At 69.1% G+C, this 22,981-nt stretch carries 18 protein-coding genes and 1 pseudogene; 2 read left to right on the top strand and 17 right to left on the bottom strand.

Going from position 1 to position 22,981, the window contains the following annotated elements; genetic code table 11:
- Positions 1-114: 114 nt before the first annotated feature.
- From K6142_RS08620 to K6142_RS08540, 17 genes and pseudogenes are all read right to left on the bottom strand, one after another.
- A complete protein-coding gene (locus tag K6142_RS08620) occupies positions 115-1,116 on the bottom strand; it encodes a YkgJ family cysteine cluster protein (protein WP_190244732.1) in 1,002 nt (333 codons plus the stop codon).
- A gap of 252 nt (positions 1,117-1,368) precedes the next feature.
- Complete coding sequence (locus K6142_RS08615) at positions 1,369-3,243, bottom strand: protein kinase domain-containing protein (RefSeq protein WP_190244731.1); 1,875 nt, start codon at positions 3,241-3,243, stop codon at positions 1,369-1,371.
- Between the two features lie 236 nt (positions 3,244-3,479).
- A complete protein-coding gene (locus K6142_RS08610) occupies positions 3,480-4,208 on the bottom strand; it encodes a metallophosphoesterase family protein (RefSeq protein ID WP_012612858.1) in 729 nt (242 codons plus the stop codon).
- 116 nt (positions 4,209-4,324) lie between these two features.
- On the bottom strand, positions 4,325-4,924 hold the full coding sequence (locus K6142_RS08605) for a tetratricopeptide repeat protein (protein ID WP_223290332.1): 600 nt from the start codon (positions 4,922-4,924) through the stop codon (positions 4,325-4,327).
- Positions 4,925-5,266: 342 nt separating this feature from the next.
- A complete protein-coding gene (gene icd, locus K6142_RS08600; RefSeq protein ID WP_190244729.1) occupies positions 5,267-6,415 on the bottom strand; it encodes an NADP-dependent isocitrate dehydrogenase in 1,149 nt (382 codons plus the stop codon).
- Positions 6,416-6,732: 317 nt separating this feature from the next.
- Positions 6,733-7,512 (bottom strand): tryptophan synthase subunit alpha, encoded by a 780-nt coding sequence (trpA, locus tag K6142_RS08595; protein WP_190244750.1) that lies wholly within the window; start codon positions 7,510-7,512, stop codon positions 6,733-6,735.
- Positions 7,513-7,541: 29 nt separating this feature from the next.
- Positions 7,542-8,726 carry a tryptophan synthase subunit beta gene (trpB, locus tag K6142_RS08590; RefSeq protein ID WP_190244728.1) on the bottom strand — a complete coding sequence of 395 codons (1,185 nt, stop codon included), beginning with the start codon at positions 8,724-8,726 and terminating at the stop codon, positions 7,542-7,544.
- A 39-nt stretch (positions 8,727-8,765) separates the two neighbouring features.
- Positions 8,766-9,443: a phosphoribosylanthranilate isomerase gene (locus K6142_RS08585; protein ID WP_190244727.1), complete on the bottom strand. Its 678-nt coding sequence runs from the start codon at positions 9,441-9,443 to the stop codon at positions 8,766-8,768.
- Positions 9,444-9,601: 158 nt separating this feature from the next.
- Positions 9,602-10,405: pseudogene (locus K6142_RS08580) on the bottom strand (indole-3-glycerol-phosphate synthase); the annotation flags it as partial.
- Complete coding sequence (trpD, locus tag K6142_RS08575) at positions 10,398-11,414, bottom strand: anthranilate phosphoribosyltransferase (RefSeq protein ID WP_190244725.1); 1,017 nt, start codon at positions 11,412-11,414, stop codon at positions 10,398-10,400. The gene trpD and the pseudogene K6142_RS08580, both read right to left, overlap by 8 nt.
- Before the next feature lie 215 nt (positions 11,415-11,629).
- On the bottom strand, positions 11,630-12,208 hold the full coding sequence (locus tag K6142_RS08570; protein ID WP_190244724.1) for an anthranilate synthase component II: 579 nt from the start codon (positions 12,206-12,208) through the stop codon (positions 11,630-11,632).
- The gene (locus K6142_RS08565) at positions 12,189-13,751 is read right to left on the bottom strand and encodes an anthranilate synthase component I family protein (protein WP_223290331.1); all 1,563 of its coding nucleotides are present in this window, start codon (positions 13,749-13,751) and stop codon (positions 12,189-12,191) included. Before K6142_RS08565 ends, K6142_RS08570 begins: the two co-directional genes overlap by 20 nt.
- Before the next feature lie 120 nt (positions 13,752-13,871).
- On the bottom strand, positions 13,872-14,663 hold the full coding sequence (locus tag K6142_RS08560; protein ID WP_190244723.1) for a prephenate dehydrogenase: 792 nt from the start codon (positions 14,661-14,663) through the stop codon (positions 13,872-13,874).
- A complete protein-coding gene (aroA, locus tag K6142_RS08555; RefSeq protein ID WP_190244722.1) occupies positions 14,660-16,012 on the bottom strand; it encodes a 3-phosphoshikimate 1-carboxyvinyltransferase in 1,353 nt (450 codons plus the stop codon). The genes K6142_RS08560 and aroA overlap by 4 nt, the downstream gene beginning before the upstream one ends.
- Positions 16,013-16,444: 432 nt before the next feature.
- Positions 16,445-17,710 carry a prephenate dehydratase gene (pheA, locus tag K6142_RS08550; RefSeq protein WP_190244721.1) on the bottom strand — a complete coding sequence of 422 codons (1,266 nt, stop codon included), beginning with the start codon at positions 17,708-17,710 and terminating at the stop codon, positions 16,445-16,447.
- Between the two features lie 34 nt (positions 17,711-17,744).
- Positions 17,745-18,716 (bottom strand): 3-dehydroquinate synthase II family protein, encoded by a 972-nt coding sequence (locus K6142_RS08545; RefSeq protein ID WP_190244720.1) that lies wholly within the window; start codon positions 18,714-18,716, stop codon positions 17,745-17,747.
- A 270-nt stretch (positions 18,717-18,986) separates the two neighbouring features.
- Positions 18,987-19,784, bottom strand: coding sequence for a 2-amino-3,7-dideoxy-D-threo-hept-6-ulosonate synthase (locus tag K6142_RS08540; protein WP_167124796.1), 798 nt, complete (start codon positions 19,782-19,784; stop codon positions 18,987-18,989).
- A gap of 795 nt (positions 19,785-20,579) precedes the next feature.
- Between K6142_RS08540 and K6142_RS08535 the strand changes: the two genes are divergently transcribed.
- Together K6142_RS08535 and K6142_RS08530 are read left to right on the top strand one after the other, a co-directional pair.
- A complete protein-coding gene (locus K6142_RS08535; protein ID WP_223290330.1) occupies positions 20,580-21,203 on the top strand; it encodes a hypothetical protein in 624 nt (207 codons plus the stop codon).
- Positions 21,204-21,343: 140 nt separating this feature from the next.
- Complete coding sequence (locus K6142_RS08530; RefSeq protein ID WP_190244719.1) at positions 21,344-22,639, top strand: EAL domain-containing protein; 1,296 nt, start codon at positions 21,344-21,346, stop codon at positions 22,637-22,639.
- Positions 22,640-22,981: the final 342 nt, after the last annotated feature.

Below are 22,981 nucleotides of genomic sequence, written 5' to 3'. Positions count from 1 at the left end.
TTTGCGAAGGCTGCCCGGCAGGCGCGCCGGGCGTGCGGCATGATGCCGCGATGCGGGCCGCAGGGCAAGGGGGCGGCGGGTGCATGGCCGCCGTGCCCGTGCAGGGAAAATGCCCTAGTTGCCGGAGGCGGGTAGTACCACCAGTTCCGGGCCATTCGCGGTCATGCGCACGGCCACGCCGTACATGGCCGCCGTGGCCGCAAGGGTGCGCCCCAGCAGAAAGTCCAGTTCTTCCATGGCCACTCCGGCGCGTTCGCGCACGATGGACCGGAAGGCGAAGTCGAAGCGCACGGCTTCAAGGAACGTGGCGACGGCAGGGGCTGCTTCGGCCATGTCCGCCATGCCCGCCATGCTCGTCAGACGGGACGGGCTGTCCGGTCCATCCGGGTCTTCCGAAAGCGGCATCGGGTGCGCCATGCCGGGGTTGCGGGCGCGCAGCTTGTCCGCCGCGCGTTGCAGGGCCGCGCCCGTGGCGGCCAGCACCGCGTAGCCACAACGTTCCTCGTGCGCGGCCAGAATGTCGGCCCACGGCACGCCGGGGACGGCGCAGCCGCCGGAAGCCGCCTGATCGGCAGGGACTGCCGAATCGGGGAAACCGGCGGAATCAGGCGGACAGGCGGAATCGGCGGGACCGGACTGTTCGACATCGGCCCGGCTGGCACCGGCTCCCGCGCGTTCCGCCGCACCTTCCGCCCATGCCGCCAGCACGTCCAGCCGGGTCACCCGGTCCACGGCATGCAGGGTCTTGATGGCCCAGGTATCGCGGCACAGCAGCGCGCGGCATTCGGCGGGGCGATGGGCGTAAACGCCACACCGGTTGTCGGACTGGTTCAGGAACAGGCAGGTCCAGTCGCCGTTGCCAGCGGCCATGCGCGGGCGCAGCTTCACCAGTTCCCGCTCCAGCGGGCGCAGTTGCCCGTCCAGATCGCGGGCCAGTTCGCCCGCGCGCAGGGTCAGGCAATGCTCCGGCGCCAGATGCCCGGCACGGAACAGGGCAAGGTCTTCCGCGTGCAGGGCTGGCCCGCCCTTGCGGCAGCAGGTGCCGCAGCCTCGACAATCGATATCGGTCGCATCGCTCTGTGGCGCCAGGGCGGGCATGTCGTGTTCGTTGTGCATCCGGATTCCGTAAGGGACGAAAAAGCGTTGTGCGCAGGCCGGTTGTGCGCGAGCCAATTGCGCGCGGGAAGTCGAGCGCAGCGTTCGGGACGCTGAGGTCGGGCGGCGGAATGAAGGCCGGGAACGGGCTGGGTGGAGACGTCCGCGCTACGCCCGGCGTGCGCCACCGAGGCCGTGCCCCGGTGCGACCCGTGCCCGAACCTAGCCCGAAACGTCGCCGCGCACGCTCCGGACCGCCCGAATCTACCGAATCTACCGGATATCCCGGACCGTGCGAACCACGCGGACATGGAACCGGCAGGTGTCGTCCTGCCAGCCCACAAAGCCCATGGACGCGCTGACGAACCACCCCGCCGTGAACGACTTGCGGTCCGCCGTCCACAGCGGGTCGGGGACCGGGTCCAGCACGGGGGGCACGCAGTGGCCGCCCCCTTCCGGCGGCGGGGCCAGCAAGGTGCACACCTCGTCCACGGTGGGCAGCCGCCAGTCGTCGAACCCGGCGAAGCGCCCCGCGTTCAGCTCGGCCACGTGGGCGCGGGCCTCGGTCAGGTTCAGGCCCCATTCGCTGCCGCCGCGCTGCCACAGCAACCCCGTGGCCGGTTGGTACGCCACCAGCGCGGCAAGATCAATCGGGCTGGCGGGGAGATCGGCAGGGGCGGCGGGTTCGGGGGAACCGGAAGCGTCAGAGGCAACAGGGCCAGTCCCGCCGCGCACGGCGAATGCGCCGGAGGTGGCGGCATCGGGCCTGCGGGAACCAGTGGAGGATGCGCCCGGGGCGGGCAGATTCGGCACGGGAAGCCCCGGCAGCAGCCCGCACTCCGGGCCGCCGTTGCGGCCCGCACCCGATGCAAGAGATGACGCCGCGAACACCCCGGCGGGCCGCCACAATTCGTCCAGCCCGAACAGGGCGCGGGCATGGCGGGGCATGACTTTCACCGGAGTGGAGCGAGCCTGTCCGGACACAATGACGTTCGCCGCCGCGCGGCCAGCCGTATCCGAAAGGCTGCCATGCGCAGCGCCCCGCACACCATCGGGCGTGGCATCATTCCCGTTGTCCGCATCGCCCGCCACGCCAGCATCACCCGGCGCGCCGTCTCCTTCCGGCAGCAGGCACACCGCGTCCACCCGCTGACGCCACGCGGCCACCAGCGCATCCAGTTCCGCCGCCATGGTCCGGGCGTCCGCAAAGCGCTGCGCCGGGTCGCGGGCCATGGCCCGCGCGAAAAAGTCGTCCCACGCCGCGTCCAGTTCCGCGTGGCGTTTGCTGATGCGGGGGATGCGCCCGCCAAAGGCCTCGTCCGTGGGCAGCACGCCGGTCAGCATGCGGAACAGCATCACCCCCACGGCAAACAGGTCGGCCCGGCCATCCACCCCGTCCGGGTCGCGTTCCTGCTCCGGCGCGGCGTAGTACGGCGAACCCACCTTTACCCCGCGCGGCAGGCGCTGCACTTCGCCGCGCAAGCGCGAGAGGCCGAAGTCAATGAGCTTCACGTCGTCTTCGGCGGTGACCATGATGTTGAAGGGCTTCACGTCGCGGTGGATCACCCCGGCGTGATGCATGCGAGCCAGCGCGTCCAGCGTCTGCGCAGCGTAGCGGCAGGCGCGCGGCAGCGGCAGGCGGCGGGTGGGGGCCTCTACCCGGTAGCTTTCGCCGATCAGCAGCCCCAGGTTCAGGCAGTAGTATTCCATGACGAAGAACGGCAGATCGCCGAAGCGGGCCACGCGGGCGGCGCGGTCACGCTCCGGGTCGCAGTCCTCCGGGGCGGCGGTGTCCGCGTCCCGCGCATCCCCCGCTGCCCCCACGAGCGGGTTCCCCTCTCCCCCGTCCCATGCATCGGGCGGCGGGCAGAAGTCGTCGCCGGAGGGCAGGCGCAACGTGCCCGCCGGGGCCACGTCCACATCCCACACCGCCGCCACGTGGGGGTGGTCCAGCGCGGCCATCACCTGCGCCTCGTGCAGGAAGCGGCGGCGCAGGTCGTCCATATCGGACAGGTCGGCCAGCGTGTCGGCGGGGCGCAGCAGCTTCAGCGCGGCGATGCGCCCCGTGACCGGCTGGCGCACCTTGTACACCGCACCCATGCCGCCCCGGCCCAGCAGCCCGCACACCGTGTAACGACCTATGCGCATGGGGAAAATCCTTGGGACGGAATGCGCGCGGCGCGCGGGGGGAGAATTGGCAAAAAAGCGGGCGCGCCCGCAGGAGTGGCCCCGGAGTGGCTGCGCCCCTGAGGCAGGGAGCGGGACAGGACGTTGCAGGGCATGGTCGGACGCATCGTGGCGGGGCGGCCCATGCTGGGTCGGCTCAAGTTGGCGCGGCCCACCTGGCGGGGTGAAGTTTCCTTCAACATGGCGTTGGCTGCATCCTACAGCAGGCGAAGCACATACCGCTCATTCACCCCCGCCTCGCGGAAGCGCCGGGCGGCGTCCTGCACGTCGTAGGGGACGAAGCGCACCGTCAGGCGGCGCGGGGCGGGTTCCCACAACAGGTACTTGGCGCGGTTGTCGCCGTCGCGCGGCTGGCCCACGCTGCCCGCGTTGACCAGATAGCGCCCACCGGCGGGCAACACGCGCGCACCCTCTGTCAGCGGCTCGCGGGCCACCACGCCGTCGGCATCGCGCCGGACCAGCTCAAGGTCGTGGGTGTGCCCCACGAAGCAGATGGGCTCCGGAAACCGGTCGAATACCGAGGCCAGCCGCTTGCCGTGAAATTCGTACAGGTAGGTGAAGGGCGAATCGGGCGGCATGCCGTGCACGAAGCGGCAGCCATCGCGCACCAGCACGCGGGGCATGGCGCGGGCCAGTTCCACCTCGTCGTCGTCCAGCCAGTCCATGGTCATGCGCGCGGCATCGCGCGACTGGCTGTTGAACTCGCGCAGCCAGCGGGCGTCGGCCACGGCCATCTCGTGGTTGCCCGCCACCGAAGGGATGTGCCTACTGGCCACAAGGCGCAGCACCGGGCCGGGGTCCGGCCCGTAGCCCACGTTGTCGCCCAGCGACACGGCGCAGGTGGCCCCCTGCGCGTCCATGTCTGCCAGCACCGCCTTAAACGCGCCGAGGTTGCCGTGAATGTCGGAAATGACCGCCAGCTTCATGGCTTACGGATAGCAGGCGCGGGGTTGGTTGGGAAGGGCGGGGTGAGGAGGCGTTGCCGGTGAACGCAAAAGCCCCGGTGGATGTTTCACGCGCCGGGGCTTCGGAGTGGCTTTTTCTACGGCAGATACGGCTTGGGCGTCACCGGCAGCATGGTGTCGGAAAAGGCGTCGCGCTCGTAGGACGGCGAATAGCCCGGCGACAGGGGACGCCAGCCGTAGCGGGCATCGGCGCGGGCCTCGCGCCCGTTGGCCGTGGCGGCCTCGGCAACATAGCCGCTGGCGGCCTGCGGGCCGAGGGCCAGTTCACCGGACATCAGCTGTTCTACGCGGGGCCGGATGGCCCGCACGATCTCGAAGCGGCTGGCGGTCCATTCCGACCACGCGGTGCGGGCGGCGGCTTCATCACGGGCGGCGATGGCGGCGATGCCCGCCCAGAACCGGGCGTATTCGGCGGCGCGACGGTTGGTCCACAGGGGCTTCAGGACGTCCTGCGCGGCCTGGTAGTCTCCGGCGCGGTACAGCGCATAGCCACGCCGCACGCCAGCCTGCCAGTCGTCCGGGTTTTCGCGCTGGGCGGCGGCGTAGGTTTCCGCCGCCTGCCGGAACTGCCCGTCTTCCATCTGCGCCGAGGCGCGCATGCTGGTGGTGGCGCACCCCGTAACGGCAAACGCCGCCAGCACGGCGGCGAGGGTAAGCGTGCGAAGATGAGTGTTCATGGTGTTCTCCTGCCTGCCGGGGTGCATGACGGCCTCGGAGCGGGCAGCACAATCATAAGCACGGCCCGGCGGCACGCAAGGTGTGTATGCACTCTATCCCGCCATTATCACAAATGTTTGCATTGGGTATGCCATGTGTGCAAGAGGAGGCAGGGCAGTAGATCGGGCAGCCGTGCCGTCCCAGTCTTAGCCGTTCCTCTCGGTCATCCTGCCCTTTTCCGTGCGCCCAGCCCCAACGCACGGACAGGGCTCGGCAGGCAATAAAACGCCCCCGAAAGCTCACAGCTTCCGGGGGCGTCATCATTCGCCAATCTGTCGTATCTACCCAATTCTTCTCGTTCTCTACAGCGCCTTGGCCACCATCTCGCCAAAGGCCACGGTGCCCACGGTGGTGGCTCCGGCCATTTGCGAGGCCAAGTCCACGGTGACGGTGCGTTTGCCGATGGTGGTGTTGATGGCGTTGTAGATGCGGGTGGCCGCATCGTTCCAGCCCATGTGTTCCAGCATCAGCGCGCCGCACAGGATGAGGCTGCCGGGGTTGGCCTTGTCCTGCCCGGCAATGGTGGGCGCGGTGCCGTGGGTGGCTTCGAAGAAGGCCAGCGAGTCGGACATGTTCACGCCCGGCGCAAGGCCAAGCCCGCCCACCTGCGCGGCCAGCGCGTCGGACAGGTAGTCGCCGTTCAGGTTGGAAGTGGCGATGACGCTGTACTGGTCGGGGCGGATCAGCACTTCCTGGAACATGGCGTCGGCAATGCGGTCCTTCACCACCACCTTGCCTGCTGCGCCCCCGGCGTCGGCTTCCAGCACGGCGGCGTCGGCGAATTCGTCGCGCACCACCTCATAGCCCCATTCGCGGAAGCCGCCTTCCGTGAACTTCATGATGTTGCCCTTGTGCACCAGCGTGAGGCTGGACCGCTTCTGGGCCACGGCAAAGTCCATGGCGCGGCGCACCAGCCGCTTGGAGCCGCGCGCGGTCATGGGCTTGATGCCCACGGCGCTTTCCGGGTCCACGTTGGCGCCCAGTTCGTTGCGCAGAAAGTCGATGAGCCGCTTGGCTTCCGGCGTGCCCGCCTTGTATTCGATGCCCGCGTACACGTCTTCGGTGTTTTCGCGAAACACCACCATGTCCACCAGGTCCGGCCTTTTCACGGGCGACATGATGCCCTCGAAGTAGCGGATGGGCCGGATGCAGGCGTACAGGTCCAGCGTCTGGCGCAGGGTGACGTTGAGGCTGCGGAAGCCCTTGCCCACCGGGGTGCCAAGGGGGCCCTTGATGGCCAGTTCCGCGCCGCGCAGGGCCTGCATGGTGGCCTCGGGCAGGTATTCGCCGGTGGCGGCGTAGGCCTTTTCACCGGCCAGCAGTTCCTTCCATTCGATGGAGCGCGCGTCGCCGTAGGTTTTCGCCACCGCCGCATCGATGACGGGACGGGCGGCTTTCCATACGTCGGGGCCGATGCCGTCGCCTTCAATCCAGTAGACCGTCTTCCGCATGGAGGCGCTCCTTTGCGCAGGCCCCGCCGGGGCGGGGCCATACTGTCGTGCTGATGTCGTGCTGCCGAAAAGCGGCCGGACGGCACGCCGCCCGGCCTTGTATCACGTGCTTCCGGTGGGATCCGGGTACCCTTGGGGGTCAGTTCCGGTAGCCGGTTTGGCGGATTTTGTCAAAACGGGACCGCCCCCGCGCAGGGCAGGACGGTCCCGATGATTGCGAATACTGTTGCGCCGCAGCGGCGCGGCGGGCAAGGCCCAATCCTGTCCAATCCTCTCCTACTCTACCCGGCCCGGCCCCGCTCGTCTGTCCTGCCCCGTTACTTCCACGCGGCCAGGAACGATTCCGCGCTGTTGCCCGCATCGATGTGGCGCAACAGCGCGGAGCCGAACACCACGGCGTCGGGCCAATCGGGGAAGCCTTCCAGCTGCTTCGGCTCCTTGATGCCGAAGCCCAGCGCCAGCGGCAGGCGGAAGGCCTTGCGGGCGCGGGCCAGCGTCTGCGGCACCTCCGGCGGCAGGCCCTCGCGCACGCCGGTGATGCCCAGCACCGACACCACGTACACGTAGCCGGAGGCCACGGCGGCGTATTCGGCCATGCGTTCCTCGCTGGTGTTGGGGCCGACTAGGGCGATGAGGTCGATGCCCCGCGCGGCCAGCAGCGCGCGCATCTCGGCGTCTTCCTCCAGCGGCAGGTCGGGCACGATGAAGCCCGCCACCCCCGCCGCCGCCGCGTCCGCCGCCAGATTTTCCAGCCCGTATTGCAGGAACGGGTTGTAGTAGCCCATCAGCACCAGTTCGGCGTCGTAGCGGCCCGCGCGGGCCTTCAGGCCGTCCAGTATCCAGCGCAGGGTCACGCCGTTTTCCAGCGCCCGCAGCGATGCCGCCTCTACCACCGGGCCGTCGGCCACCGGGTCGGAGAAGGGCACGCCGATTTCGATGACGTCCGCGCCGCCGCGATCAAGGCCGTCCATTTCCTCCCAGAAGCGGTCCAGCGTGGGAAAACCCGCCGTCAGAAAGGGCACCAGCGCGGGCCGCCCCGCCGCGTTGGCGGCGGCCACGCGGGCTTCCAGCCGCGACACCGGGGCCTCGGGCAGCATGTCGTTCATGTCGGTATGAATGGCCGCGCTCATGCCAGCTCTCCTTCGCGGAACAGCACTTCCCGCACGATTTCCATGTCCTTGTCGCCCCGGCCCGAAAGGTTGACCACCACATGTCCGTCCGCAGGTAGCTTTTGCCTGTTGCACAGCACCCACGCCAGCGCGTGCGACGATTCCAGCGCGGGGATGATGCCCTCGCGCCGGGTCAGGGCCTGGAAGGCCTCCAGCGCCTGACTGTCGGTGGCCATGCCGTACACCGCACGGCCAATGGCCCCCAGATGCGCGTGCTCCGGCCCCACGCCGGGGTAGTCCAGCCCGGCGGACACGGAGTGCGACGGCTCGATCTGGCCGTCCGCGTCCTGCAGCAGCATGGTCATCTGGCCGTGCAGCACGCCGGGGCGGCCCAGGTTGATGGGCGCGGAGTTGTAGCAGCCCGGCTCGCCGGTGCCTGCCGCCTCCACCCCCACGATGCGCACCGAGGCATCATCAATGAACGGGTGGAACATGCCGATGGCGTTGGAGCCGCCGCCCACGCAAGCCACCACCATGTCGGGCAGCCGGCCCACGCGCTCCAGCATCTGGGCGCGGGTTTCGCGCCCGATGACGCATTGCAGGTCGCGCACCAGCGTGGGGAAGGGGTGCGGCCCCGCCGCCGTGCCGAAGCAGTAGTGCGTGGAATCCTGCTGGGCAATCCAGTAGCGCAGGGCCTCGTTGATGGCGTCCTTCAGGGTCTTGGTGCCGCTCTGCACGGGCACCACCTTGGCCCCCAGCAGCTTCATGCGCATGACGTTGGGGGCCTGGCGCACCACGTCCGTGGCTCCCATGTAGATCACGCACTCCATGCCCAGGCGCGCGGCGGCAGCCGCCGTGGCAACGCCGTGCTGGCCCGCCCCCGTTTCCGCCACCAGCGCGGTCTTGCCCATGTACTTGGCCAGCAGGGCCTGCCCAAGGGTGTTGTTGACCTTGTGCGCGCCGGTGTGCAGCAGGTCTTCGCGCTTCAGCCACAGGTGCACGCCCAGTTCCGCCGACAGCGTGGGGCAGGCCGTGAGCGGGGTTTCGCGCCCCGCGAAGTTGCGCAGCAGGTCGTCCAGTTCCGCCCGGAACGTGTCCGAAGGCAGGATGTCGCGCATGGCGGCTTCCAGTTCCCGCAGCGGCGGCATGAGCAGCTCGGGCACGAACTGCCCGCCGAACTCGCCGAAATAGCCTTTTTTCATGGTGGTATCCTTTGGCGCCGGGGCGCCAGTTGGTATCGACTATGCCGCGCGCAGCGCCGCAAGGGCGGCGGCCACGCGGGTTGCATCCTTCTGGCCGGGGGCGCTTTCCACCCCCGAATTGAGATCAACGCCGATCAGCGCGCCGGGGTCATGGCCGCCACAGGCGGCAACGGCGCCAGCCACGTTGTCCGGGGTCAGCCCGCCCGCCAGCAGCCACGGCGCGCCGGGGGCCAGCCCGCGCAGCGCGGACCAATCCATGGTGGCCCCGTGACCGCCGCCGCTGGTGCCCGCATCCAGCAGAAAGCAGTGCACATGCGGGGCAAGCCCGGCCAGTTCGGCTTGCAGCGCGCTGCGGTCCGCATGGCGTTGCGGCCACGCCGCGCGGATGACCCGTTCCGGCCCCACCCGGTCGCAGAAGGCGGCATCCTGCCCGCCGTGCAACTGGGCAAAGTCCAGCCGGGTCGCGTCCATGATGGCCAGCACCTCGTCGGCGGACTGCTTCACGAACACCCCCACCCGCGCCAAGCCGTGGCTGTGCAGCCCGGCGGCCACTGCGGGCGTTACCGCACGCGGGCTGGCCGGATGGAAGATGAACCCGCACAGGTCCACCCCGGCCTCCGCGCAGGCGTCCGCATCCTGCTGCCGGGTCAGGCCGCAGACCTTCACCAGCAGGCGGGAGGGGGCGTCGAACAGGGTGGCCGGTTTTGACGAGCTCATTGCGCACCTTCGGTTTCGCTGCAATCTGGCACGACAGGATTTTCGTTCTCCGGCAAGGAAGGCGAGCCCGACGCGCAGGGAGCGTACTCCGACCGTACGTGACCGGAGCAGGCGGCGCAGCCTGACGCAGCCGGAGGACGAAAGGACGGAGTGCCCTCGCGGCCCAGAAGCCGCATCAGTGAGCCTTTGAGGTCGCCGCCGTCCATCAGCGCAGTGCCCACCAATGCCGCGTCATACCCGGCAGCGGCGGCTTCCGCCAGATGGCGGTTCTCGCTGATGCCGCTGGCCGCAATCCACACCTCGCCGGGGGCGCGCAACGGCCCCAGTCGCAGACAGGCGGTGCGGTCCACGGCAAGGGTTTCCAGATCGCGGTTGTTCACCTGAATGATCCGTGCGCCGGATTCGCGCGCCAGCGCCAGATCCGCCTCGTCGAAGATCTCCACCACGGCGTGCATGCCGTGCGTTTCGGCCTGCTCGCGCAGGTCGCGCAGGGTGCGCGCATCGGGCGTCAGCCGCACGATCAGCAGCAGCGCCGCCGCCGGGGTGACCGCCGTGGCCGCCACCTGCAACGGGTCCATGATGAAGTCCTTGCGCAACAGGGGAACATCAGGATTCACCCCGGCCATGCGCCCCAGATAGGCCAGGTCGCCGCCGAAGTACTGCTCCTCGGTCAGCACCGAGATGGCCGTGGCCCCGGCGGACGCGTAGGCCGTGGCCGCATCCTCGGGCGAGACGCCCGTCTCGATGACCCCGCGCGAGGGCGAGGCGCGCTTGTACTCCGCGATGACCGCCACCGGCGCATCGGGGTAGCCGGTGCGGTCCCGCAGCGCCCGCAGGAAGTCGGGGCGCGGTGTGCCGCCACCTGTCCCGGACGCCAGCGGCGCGGGCATCCCGCCCGCCTCGGCCAGCTTGCGCAGCCGTTCCAGTTCCGGCTGCTTGGCGATGCGGAAACGATCAAGCATGCAGCACCTTCCCCCCTGCCCCGGCGGCAAGGGCCAGCCGCGCGGCGGCCATGGCGTCGGGCAGGGCCAGCCCCGGCTCCAGCAGGTGCAGGGCCATGCCCACGTTCAGCACCAGCATGTCGCGCATGGGGGCGGGGCCGCCGCCGGACAGCAGTTCGCGCAGCACCCGCACGGCGGTGTCGCGGTCGGGCACGGCCAGTTCTTCCGGGGTGCAGGGCGCGATGCCGTAGTCCGCCGGGTCCACGCTGATTTCCGTCAGCGTGCCGTGGCCTTGGCCGTCGCCCTCCAGCAGCATGATGTGCGCGGGGCCCATGGGTGTCAGTTCGTCGTAGCCGCCCGCGCCATGCACCACCGCCGCCCGGCGCACGCCGGTCAGCAGCAGGGTGCGGGCCATCAGGGGCAGCAGTTCGGCGCGGGCCACGCCCAGCAGCATGTGGCTGGGCCGGGCCGGGTTGAGCAGCGGCCCCAGCAGGTTGAACAGGGTGCGCACGCCCAGTTCGCGCCGGATGGGCATGACGTTGCGGAACGCCGGGTGAAAGCGCGGCGCGAACAGGAAGGCGAAGTTGCGCTGCGCCACCAGCGCGCGCACGTCCTCCGGGTCCAGTTCCAGCGGCAGGCCCAGGCCCTCCACCGCGTCCGCCGCCCCGCACGAGGACGACACCGCGCGGTTGCCGTGCTTGACCACCCGGTGGCCCATGCCCGCCAAGGTCAGCGCCGTGGCCGTGGAGCAGTTGAACGACGAGCGGCCATCACCGCCGGTGCCCACGATGTCGATGGTGGGGCCGTCAATGCCGGTCACCCGCACGGCGCGGGCCAGCGCGGCGCGCACCGCCTCGGTGAGCTCCTGCGGGGTCTCGCCCTTCATGCGCAGGCCCATCAGGAACGACCCCGCCTGCGCGCAGGTCATCTCGCCGTCCATCAGGCGCGAGAACCCGGCCTCGGCCAGCTCCGGCGCAAGGTCCATGCCCGTGGCCAGTGTTTCCAGTATGGTAGACGTTGCGGTCTGCATTTGCTGTCTCCTTAATCTGGGAGCCACCGGGGGAAGGGACCCTTTGGAAAGGGTCCCCTTCCCCCGAACCCCCATCCCCCCAAACTTTTCGATTGGGGGTTGGTTGCCCGTTGCGGTTGCTGCCGGGACCGGATCGCACGTAGTGCGAACCGGTCCCGCACAAGGGGTCAAGGGGGCCACCGCCCCCTTGCGGGGCGCGGGGCGGAGCCCCGCTTTTACTTCCCCGCCACCTGGGCGGGAAAGTTGGCGAGCATGCGCACGCCGTCGGGGGTCAGCACGGATTCGGGGTGAAACTGCACGCCCACCCACGGGCGGTCGGTGTAGCGCAGGGCCATCACCTCGCCTTCGGGGGCGCGGGCGGTTACGGCCAGCAGGTCGGGGCGTTCCTCGGCGTGCACGATGAGCGAGTGGTAGCGGCCCACCTGCATGGGGCTGGGCACGCCGTGGAACAGGCCCTGCCCGTCGTGGGTGATGTCCGAGGTCTTGCCGTGCATGATGCGCGGGCCCACATCCACGGTGGCCCCGGCGAACAGGCCCAGCACCTGATGGCCCAGGCACACGCCCAGCACGGGCACGCGGTGCGGCAGGCGCGACAGGAAATCGAGGCAGAATCCCGCGTTGCGGGGGTGGCTGGGGCCAGGCGAGATGCACACCATTTCCAGCGCCGGGTCTTCGGCCATGGCGGGCACGGCGGGGTCGTCGTTGCGGACCACCACCGGATGCAGCCCGAGGCCGTAGAACGCCTGCACCAGATTGAAGGTGAACGAGTCGTAGTTATCGATTAACAGGAACATATTCCCCTCCGGTGACTGCGGCGCGGATGACGGCGGCCTTGTTGTTGCATTCCTTCCATTCCATCTCGGGCACGGAATCGAACACGATGCCCGCGCCGGCCTGCCAGTGCACCTGCCCGTCGCGCACCCACAGGGAGCGGATGGTGATGCCCGTGTCCAGGTTCACGCTGCCCCGGTCCAGCCCCAGCCAGCCGATGGCCCCGGCGTAGGGGCCGCGCGCAAGGCCTTCCGCCTCGGAGATGATCTCCATGGCCCGCACCTTGGGCGCGCCGCTGACGGTGCCCGCCGGGAAGGTGGCGGCCAGCACGTCCAGCGCGTCGCGGCCCGGCTCGATCTGGGCAGTGACGCGCGAGGTCAGGTGCATGACGTGCGAGAACTTTTCCACGTCCATGAACCGTTCCACCTGCACAGTGCCCGGCGCGGCGATGCGGCCAAGGTCGTTGCGGCCAAGGTCCACCAGCATGACGTGCTCGGCGCGTTCCTTGGGGTCTTCCAGCAGTTCCTGCGCCAGTGCGGCGTCGTGGGCGTCGTCCGTGCCGCGCGGGCGGGTGCCCGCAATGGGGCTGACCTGCAGTTTGTCGGCCCGGCAGCGCACCATGACTTCCGGCGAAGACCCCAGCAGCGAGACGCCGGGCAGCCGCATGAAGAACATGTACGGCGATGGGTTGATGCGGCGCAGGCGGCGGTACAGGGTGAACGGGTCGCCGCTGAACGAGGCCTGGAAGCGGGTGGACAGCACCACCTGGATGGCCTCGCCCTGACGGATCATGTCCTTCACCCGGGCCACGGCGCGGGTGTACACGGCCTGTTCCGGCACGTTGACCACGGGGCCCACTTCCGGCGGCTCCGGCGTGCGGTCCACCTGGCTGCGGTCCACCCTGGCTCCGGGCAGGTCGGTGAGCGAAAGCTGGCACAACCGGTTGTACAGGTGGTCGAACAGCACCACGGTGCCGGGCAGGGCCAGGCAGGCCTCCGCCGACGAGGTCGGCAGCACCTTGGCCAGCTTGGGCTCGAACAGCCCGGACACGCCGTAGCCGAAGTAGCCGTACAGGGCGCGGGTGATGGGGGGCTGGTCGGCAAAGGCCGCGTCCGGCTCGATGCGCAGGGCGCGCATCACCGCGCGGGTGCCCTCAATGAAGCCCATGCCGTCGAACCTGCGCAGCGGGGCAAGGCGCGGGTCGCGCACGGCCACTTCCAGCTTGCCGTCGCGGCAGCCAAGACGCAGCAGGAAGTTGAAGGCGATGACGCTGTACCGGCCCCAGCGGCCATCCACCTCTGCGCTTTCCAGCAGGATGCCCTGCCCGGACCCCACCATGCCGAGGAACACGCTGATGGGGGTGTCCACGTCGGCCTCCAGCCAGCGGCCCGTCTGGCGCAGCACGATCTCGCCGCCTTCGGGCAGCGCGGGGATATCGTCCCCGGAACCGGTGGTGGCGCAAGGGCAGCCGTTGCCGTTGGCCGGGGCTTGCGCGGTTTCCGGAGCCTGGGGAGCCTTCGCCGTTTCGGGGGCTTCGGCCTGTGCGGGCATTTCGGGCATTTCCATCTGGGTTCTCCTTCAAGTTCGGCGTGCCGTGAGTGGTGCATCGAAAACAAAAAGCCGCGCTCCCGGGGCGGGAGCGCGGCCTACTATTGCCTTGTCCGTTACTCTACTACTCGCGTGCAGCTATGACGGACGCACTCCTCCCCTTTCGGTGTGCGAACGCCACCACCACTGGGCGCGATCTACCAGCACGTCCACATCGCCGGCGGCGGCGAAGTTGAGGAACGACAGGTAGCTGCGGACAGCGGTCTGGCTGTGGGGATTGGCTTCGAACATGCCTTCGAAGAGGGATGCGTCCTCGGTCAGCATCTTGCGCGCCGCGTCGAGGCGGCGGCGGAACGAGGGGGTGATGAAGGGGGTAAGCTCGTCGCGGTGGGCCAGCGTGGCAAGGTAGGCAACGCTGGTGATGAAGTTGAGGCCCTGGATGCAGGCGGCGGCCTCGTCATGCTCGTCCGCCGTGGTGCGGAAGGGCACGCAGCCCATGTCGGCGAACACGCGCTCGATGAGCGCCACGTCCGTTTCGTGGGCCGCATCGCCGGGGGTCACGGCCACGCGCAGGTTCTCCGCAGGATCACCCGCAGGCGGCACCGGGCCGAACAGCGGATGGGTGCCCACCACGGGGCCCGCGTAGTGGCGCTCCATGACCTGCATGGGGCGCACCTTGACGGAGGTGATGTCCGCCAGCACCTGCATGCCGTTCAGCAGCGGGGCAACCTGGCGCAGCACCTCGTCCATGACTTCCACGGGCACGCACAACAGCACGGCGGCGGCCCCGTCCACGGCATGACGCAAGGCATCCTGCGTCAGCGGACGGTCCACGCCCCCCACCGCGTATCCCGCGGCGGAGAGCCTGTCGGCGAACAGGCGGCCCATGCGGCCCCCCGCGCCGACCAGCGCGATTTTCACTGCGTTCATGCGCGCACCTTTTCCCACTCGTTCCAGAAATGCGGGAACGACTTGGCCACGCAGGCCGGGTCGTCCAGAACCACATGTACCCCGGCAAAGCCCAGAAGCGCAAGGCTCATGGCCATGCGATGGTCTCCGTATGACAAAAATGGCATCACTTTTTCGTCAATAACCGGGGCCGGGCCGCCGCTGCGCAGCGAACCGTGCACGATGAGGCCGTCGTCCAGTTCCTCCACCCGCACACCGGCCTTGCGCAGTTCCGCCGCCGGGGCGGACAGCCGGTCGCATTCCTTGATGCGCAGGTGCGCCACGTTGCGGATGGTGGTCACGCCCTGGGCAAAGGCCGCCGTGGCCGCCACCGTGGGCACCAGGTCCGGGCAGTGGCCCATGTCCACTTCCACCCCGGTCAGGCTGGAGGGTGCCACCACCACGCCGTTGTCGGCCCGCTCGAAGCGCGCGCCCATGCGGCCCAGGATGTCCAGCATGGCCCGGTCGCCCTGCAACGAATCCACCCGCAAGCCCGCCACGCGCACCGGGCGCGGGCCCACGGCCCCCGCAGCCAGAAAGTACGAGGCGTTGGACCAGTCGCCCTCCACCCGGTAGTTGCCCGCGCGGTACACCCCCGGCGACACCACGAAGCGCACCAGGCCGGGACGGACTTCGCGCAGGGTGCGCCATTCGTCGGCCTGCCACTTGCCGCGCGGGGTCTCGCGCGTTTCCACGCGAAAGCCGATGCCGAAGTCCTCCAGCGCCTGCAGGGTCAGGGCCACGTAGGGCCACGAGACCACCTTGTCGCCGGAAACCTCGATGGTCAGCCCGCTGGTAAGCGGCGCGGCCAGCAGCAGGCCCGACAGGTACTGGCTGGATTCGCCAAGGCCGATGGCCGTCGACCCGCCGGACATGCCGTCGGAATCGATGAGCAGGGGCGGGCAGCCTTCGCGGCCTTCATAGGTAACGCGCACCCCGCGCCCGCGCAGCACGTCCACCAGTTCGCCGATGGGCCGTTCGTGCATCCGCGGCGCGCCGTGGATGCGGAACTGGCCCTTGCCCGCCGCCAGCACCGCCGTCAGCAGGCGGCACGTGGTGCCCGATTCGTGCACGTCGCACGATACCGGCGCGTCGAACCCGCCCGCAGGCGTGCCCGCCACGCCCGACACCGCGAACCTGCCGTCGCCCTGGCGCTCAATGCGCGCGCCCGCCGCCCGCAAGATGTCCGCCGTGCGCTCGATGTCGCGGCTTTCCAGCACGTGTTCCACCACCGAATCACCCGCGGCCAGCGCCGCCCCTATCAGCATGCGGTGCGACACCGACTTGGACGGCGGGGCCGCCACGGTCACGGTTTCACGCTTGGTTTCCATGAAAGTTCCTTTGCAGGTACCGGGGGAAGGGCCCCTTGGGGAAAGGGTCTCCTTCCCCCGGCCCCCCAGCTTTGCTGTCGCCATCCGTAAGGCTCGCGCTGCGCGCCCGCCTGACGGCTGCCGCTCCCCCTAAACTTTTTATTTGGGGGCAGGAGACGCAACCCGGATGCACCCTGTCAGATGATCCGGCTCGAACTCATTTACCCGGAGAGCGCCTGCCAGCGCCGCCGGGGCACGCGCGGTGCGTTTTTTTGTTCTCTGGCAAGAAAGGCGAGCCTTTCAAGAGGGGAGCGTACTCTTCGGTACGTGACCCGAAGGAAAGGCGACGCCTGACGCTCTGCTCTCGATGGCCGTAAGACTCGCAAGCTCGTCTAACGGCCACGCTTCGCGCCCTTTGGGTCGGTCTGCCAGAGGGCAAAAGGCCGCGCCGCGTCAATCTCGACTCATGTCCAGCTGCGGCCCGGCGGGGTAGCTCCCGAGGATGCGCAACGTATGACACAGCCTGCGCAGTTCATGCACCACCCGGCCATAGTCCTCGTTGCCAAGGTCGCATTCCACGTCCACGAAGAACACGTATTTCCACTTTTCGCCGCGCAGGGGCCGCGACTCCAGCTTCTTCATGTTGATGCCTTCGCGGGCCAGCAGGTTCAGCACCTCTGCCAGCGCGCCGGGCCTGTCCGGCACGGAGAACAGCATGGAGGTCTTGTCCGTGCCGGGCTGGCCCGCCGGGGCGGGGCCGATGACCACGAAGCGCGTCCAGTTGTCCGGCTGGTCCTCTATGCCGCGCGCAAGGATGTTCAGCCCCAGCAGCGCGGCCAGACTGCGGTGCCCGATGGCCGCCGCGCCCTTTTCGCCCACCACGCGGCGCGCGGCGGAGGCGGTGGAATCCGCCGGGATGATCCGCGCCCCGGGCAGGGCCTGACGCAGCCAGCCGCCGCACTGGGCCAGCGGCTGCGGGTGCGAGTACACCGTGGTCACGTCGGCCAGGCTGGTTTCCGTGGTCAGCAGGCAATGGCTGATGCGGCAGAACAGCTCGGACTGGATGAATACCTCGTGCGACAGGAACAGGTCCAGGCTCTGGCCCACGGTGCCGTGCAGCGAATTTTCCAGCGGCACCACGCCAAGCTCGCACTGCCTGTCGTGCACAGCGCGGAACACCCCGTCCAGATCCTTGTGCGGCATGTATTCCACGGCCTTGCCGAGAAATTCCACGCCCGCGAAGTACGAAAAGGTGCCCTCCGGCCCAAGGTAGGCCACCTTCTGGGGCCGTTGCAGGCTGCGCGAGGACGAAAGAATCTCGCGCCAGATGGAACGCAGGTGCTCGTTGGGCAGTGGCCCGCCGTTGGCGGCCATGAGATTTTCCAGCACCTCGCGCTCGCGAAAGGGCTTGAACACGATGCCCGCGTCGTCGGCCTTGATGCGCCCCACCTCCAGACTCAGCGAGGCGCGGCGGTTCAGCAGGTTCAGCAGGTCGGAATCCAGCCCGTCGATCTCGTGGCGGATCTGGCCAAGCCGCCCGGCCAGGGCCGCTTCCGGGTCGGCTGCGCCCCCGGATGTGACTGCGGACGTGACTGCGGATGCGACTGCGGGCTGCGCAGGCTGGGGCGCGCCGTCGTCCGTGACCTGGGGAACCTTGGCGGCGCTGGCGGCAACGTGATCCCCCCGCCAGTGGGATTCCTTGTCGTCGGTGAGGCTCATGGCCGCGTCCTCCGGCGTTGCAGCGTGGTGCGCATCAGCATTCCTTGATGTCCTCCTTGATGCGCATGCCGAAGTGGCGGCCCGCGCAATCGGTGCGGCACAGGATCTGGTCGCCTTCCTTCAGGCTCACCACGCTCACGGGGCTTCCGTCCGGGCGGGTCAGGCGGATGGTTTCCGCATTCTGCAGGAACACCGCGCCCTCCACGTCGCCCACTTTCGCGCGCACCAGCAGCATGGGCCGCGCCTCCACCTTCAGCCTGCCCACGGTGGCCACTGTGGTGGAACCGTCGGCGCTGACGATGAGCACCTCGTCGCCCGCGCGCAGTTCCTCAAGATAGGTGGTCCTGTCACCGGGCATCTGGGCGTAGGCATGCACGGCCCCGGCATTGATCCGGAACGGGCGCGCGGCCACGTATTCGTTGTGCTCGGTCTCGGCATGCACCAGAAAGGTGAACGCGCTGGAATTGCCCACCAGCATGCCCTGCCCCCGGCGCAGCATGGACATGGTATCCACGCACACCCGGTGGCCAAGGCCCACGTTCTCCACCGCCGTGACCACGGCGGGGGCCAGGTCCATGCAGCCCTGCGACAGCTTGAGGTCGGCCACGATGGACTTCAGCTCGCCTGCGCCTTCGGGCAGCACCACCACGGTGGCCACGCCCCGCTCCAGAATGCCCGCCGCAAGGCGCGCCTCGGAAAGATCGGCCACTTCCACGGCCACGTCGTCGGACTGCGCCAACAGATTTTCCACCGGAATGATCTCCCACCCGCGCGCCAGCACCACGGTTTCGCCCCGCGCCAGACGCGCGGCGGCGTCCTCTTCGTCGGCCTTGGCCGACAGCGCGATGGTCGCCACGTCCTCGTCTGCCAGCACCCGGCACCGGGCCAGCGTCGCCACCGAATCCACCTGCGCGCGCGGCACGATGATGCCGTCCACGCCCGATTCCAGCGCCAGGGTCACCAGGCCCTTGTCGAAAGGCACGCTCTTGAAAAGAATGGTCCGCATCGGCCCCTCACATTTTTGTCATGGCGGCGAACCGCTCTTTACCCCGCCGTGTCGCACCGGAAGAAAATGCAAATAAGTCTGCATGTTATTGTCTTTCGCGGCGCATCACTTCACATGCCTTCAGGAGTGTCGGGATTCAGGGCAATTTCGTTCTCTGGCAAGGAAGGCAAGCATTTTACGAAGGGAGCGTACTCTTCTCGTACGTGACCGGAGTAAAAGGCGCGGCCTGACGCAGCCAGAGGGCGAAAGTGCCCTGAATCCCGGCACTCCTCACTCGCCGACGAGGGCCATGGCCTGCTCCACATCCCAATCCTCGTGCACCAGGCCGCGCAGGGCCTTGACGAGGGCGGGAGTGCGTTCGTGCTGAAAGATGTTGCGGCCCACGGAAAGACCGGCAGCGCCGGCGCGCACCGCGTCGTGAACCATTTGCAGGAACGACCGGGTGGAATCCAGCTTGGGGCCGCCCGCGATGACCACGGGCACGCAACAGGAGGCAACCACGTGGGCGAAGCTGTCCATGTCGCCGGTGTAGGCCACCTTGACCACGTCGGCGCCCAGTTCCACGCCCACGCGGGCGGCGTGCGCCACCACTTCGGGGTCGAACTCGTTCTTGATGCGGGGGCCACGGGCGTACATCATGGCCAGAAGCGGCATGCCCCAGTCGTTGGCCACGGTGGCCATGCGGCCCAGGTCGGCCAGCATGTCGCGTTCGGTCTCGTCGCCAAGGTTCACGTGCACGGATACGCCATCGGCACCGTGCTTCAGGGCGTCTTCGACGGTGGCGACCAGGGTCTTGGCGTTGGGCCGGGGGGAAAGGGAAGTGGATGCGGAAAGGTGTACGATCAGGCCCACGTCACGGCCGCCCTCGCGGTGGCCGCAGCGCACCAGGCCCTTGTGCATGAGCACCGCGTCCGCCCCGCCTTCGGCCACCTGGTTCACGGTTTCGCGCATGTCCACAAGGCCGTAGATGGGTCCCACGCTCACGCCGTGATCCAGCGGCACGATGACGGCACGCCCGGTTTTTCGGTTGAAAATGCGCTCCATCCTGATTCTTTTGCCGATTTGCATCGTATGTTCCCCTGTTCTTTCGGAAAGGTTGCGGCGCAACTGGCCGTGATCGTGTTTCCTTGCCTTGCGCCCGGACCTTCGGGTCGCGGGCGCCGGGGGGCAATCCCCCCGCGTACCGGGTACTGCTGATGCGGCAGCGTCAGGCGTCGGACCCGGGGTGGCCTTGCGGCCTGCCCGGTCCTTCGGGTCACACGCTTCCGGGGCGCGCCGCGCGTAACGCACCGCCGGAAAAACAGAAAAGGGGCCGCCGGCTTTTCGCCCGCGGCCCCTTGAGTCTTCGTGTGTTTACACCTTCGTCAGATGCTTACGCACGCTCCATGCGGCCACGGGCTTCTCCATAGCTAAAAAAGTACCAAAAGTAATAGTTGGTACGATAGGCAGTGGTGAAGGTGGCGGAGGTGGAAAGCATTGTCGTGGTGTCCTGACGTTATCCGTTTTCAGGTGTTTCTGGATACCTACGCCCGCCTCGCAAAGGCTGTCAAGCGGAATATTCGGCAGAACTCCATCTTTGCTCGCCCCGGAGGCCAGCTTGTTATTTACGTTTTTGTCTCACTAAACACTCATGCTGTGTTCAATTTTGTCATTATATACATCTCGGTCCGCTCTCACTAACCTGCCCCGCACCGGTCCAAACCTTGAAATCCGGTGGGTTGCCGCCATTGGCCCCCGTTTTGCTATCATTCGGGCACGGACGGCGTGGTGCCGCCCGTGCCGCCCCGCACCGGTTGCCGCCGGAACGGGCACAACCAGCAACAGAATCATGCGGGCCCTTGCCGCCCGGGTACGGACAACGTCATGCACGCCGCGCCACGCCATACCACAGCCCGCCACGCAACCCGCCGCCACGGAGCGGGACGCGACATGGCCATGGCTGCGCAGGCCCATGCGGACGTGCTGCCCTTTGCCTGCCCCGGTGCGTCCACTGGCTCCACCATTCCAGCGCCGCCCGCGGGCGCCGGACGTGCCTGCGACACGCCCGGCCACACCTCGCGCGGCCTTGCGCCGGGGCTCTCGTGCCTTCTGGCGGCCGGGCTGGGCGTGATTGCCGCCGCCCTGCCCGGCGACCCGGCCCGCATCGCCTGCGCGGCCCTGGTCTGCGCGTGGCTGGTGTTCACCATGCATGTGGCCGCCACTTCGTTGCGCAGCCTGCTGCGCCTGCCCACGGAGGTTGGCGCGAACACCGGCGACACCCCTTTCGATGACGATGCGTCACTGTTTGCCCGTGCGCACGCCGCCTCCCGCCATGGGGGACACGCAGACGCAACGGGCGGTGGCTTTCCGCCGGAAGCACCCGGCGCAGGCACTGCGCCCGGCTTCGCGGTTCCTTCCGTGCACTGTTCCGCCGGGGGGAGCACCCTGCCGCTCCACCTGCAACCCGACGGAATCACGCACGGTTCCTCGCCTTGGCGAAGGAACTGACCACGGCGTGAACGGGCGGCGACACCCCAGCAACCCCCGCCGCCCGCACCCTCCGCCGGACCGGGGCACCCTTCCCCCGCCCGCCGCCCCGGTCCGGCCCTATTTCTGCCCGCGCGCCGCCGCGCCAACGAGACGACCGCATGATCGCCACGAACCCGGCGCGCGCAGGTTCCCCCACGCCCGCCAGACCACATGTCCACGCCCACGCCACCCCGCCCCCCGTGCCGGGGGTGGCCATTGCCGACGTGTTCACCCTGTTCCAGCCGCTGGTTTCCGTGCGCCGCCACGCCGTGGTGGGCATGGAAGCCCTGAGCCGGGGCCGCGTGCCCGGCGGCGCGGTGATGCCGCCCGACATCATGTTTTCCACCGCCGCCGCCAGCGGCAACGCGCTGGAACTGGACCGCCTGTGCCGCGAGCGGGCCTTTGCCGCCTTTGCCCCCATGGTGCGCCGCAGGCCGGAACTGCTGCTGTTCGTGAACATCGACACCGCCGTCTTGCGGCGCGGCGTGGTGGGGTCCGGGCACATCCAGCGGCTGGCCGAAGCCAGCGGGGTAAACCCCAACAACGTGGTGCTGGAAATCGTGGAATCGCAGGTGGACGACACCGATGCGCTGATGGAGTTCGCCGCGCGCCACCGCAAGCTGGGCTTTCTGGTGGCCCTGGACGACGTGGGCGCCGGGCATTCCAACCTGGAGCGCATCGCCGCGCTGAAGCCCGACGTGCTCAAGCTGGACCGTTCGCTGGTATCCGGGCTGCCCGATTCGTTCCACCGCCAGGAGGTGGTGCGGGCGCTGGTGGGTCTGGCCCGGCGCATCGGGGCCATGACCGTGGCCGAGGGAGTCGAACACGAGCGCGAGGCGGCCCTGCTGATGGACCTGGGGGCCGACGTGATGCAGGGTTTCCTGTTCGCGCTGCCCTCGCCGGAAGGGGCCGTGGCCGAAGGCGGCACGGCCATGCACAACGTGGCCCGCGCCTATGCGGCGCTCACCCTGGCCCAGGTGGAGGAAGAGGAACGCCGCGTGGCCACCCTGCGCAGCGCCGTGCACCGCCTGCGCGAAGACCTGCACCATGCCTGCCCCGGCGAGTTCGACAAGCTGCTGGCCCGCTACCTGAACGCGGAGTCGGCACTGGAGTGCCTGTACGTGCTGGACGGCGCGGGTCGCCAGGTGTCGGACACCGTATGCAACCCCTACCGGCTCTCGGCCAGCAGGCGGTTCATCTACCAGCCCGCGCGGCGCGGCACCGACCATTCGCTGAAGGAATATTTCCTGCCCATGCGCAGCGGCATAGAGGAATGCCTGACCGCCCCGTACATTTCGCGGGCCTCGGGCAACCTGTGCGTGACCCTGGCGGCGCGCTTCACCGATGCCACGGGCGCGCCCCACGTGCTGTGTGCCGACGCGGGCCGCCCCGACCGCAGGCGGCGCGGCGCGTAGCGTGCCCGCCGGACCCCGCTCCGGCCCTGCCCGTACTGGTCGCCCTGCCCCGTACTGACACGAGTGGCCCGTGCTGCCCCGGCTGACCTGACTGCCCTGACTGCCCTGACTGCCCTGACTGAAAGTCGGATCGGCCACAGCGCCGGGCAGCAGCACCACCGCCCCTGCGCCCGGCCATGGTTCCTTTCCCTTCCCTCCACGCGCAAGGCCGCCCCCCGGAATCCCGGAGGGCGGCCTTGCCATATTTCCGTATCCGGCCACGGACAACGCGGAGATGCGCACCGGCGCCCCGAGCCCCTCGGGGCAAGGGGCTGCTCGCCACCGCCGGCACACGCACGTACG

Source organism: Nitratidesulfovibrio sp. SRB-5, from assembly GCF_019931275.1.
Classification (GTDB): Bacteria; Desulfobacterota; Desulfovibrionia; order Desulfovibrionales; family Desulfovibrionaceae; genus Cupidesulfovibrio.
The sequence above is the reverse complement of the archived record's forward strand: the minus strand, read 5'-3'. Positions and strand labels throughout refer to the sequence as shown.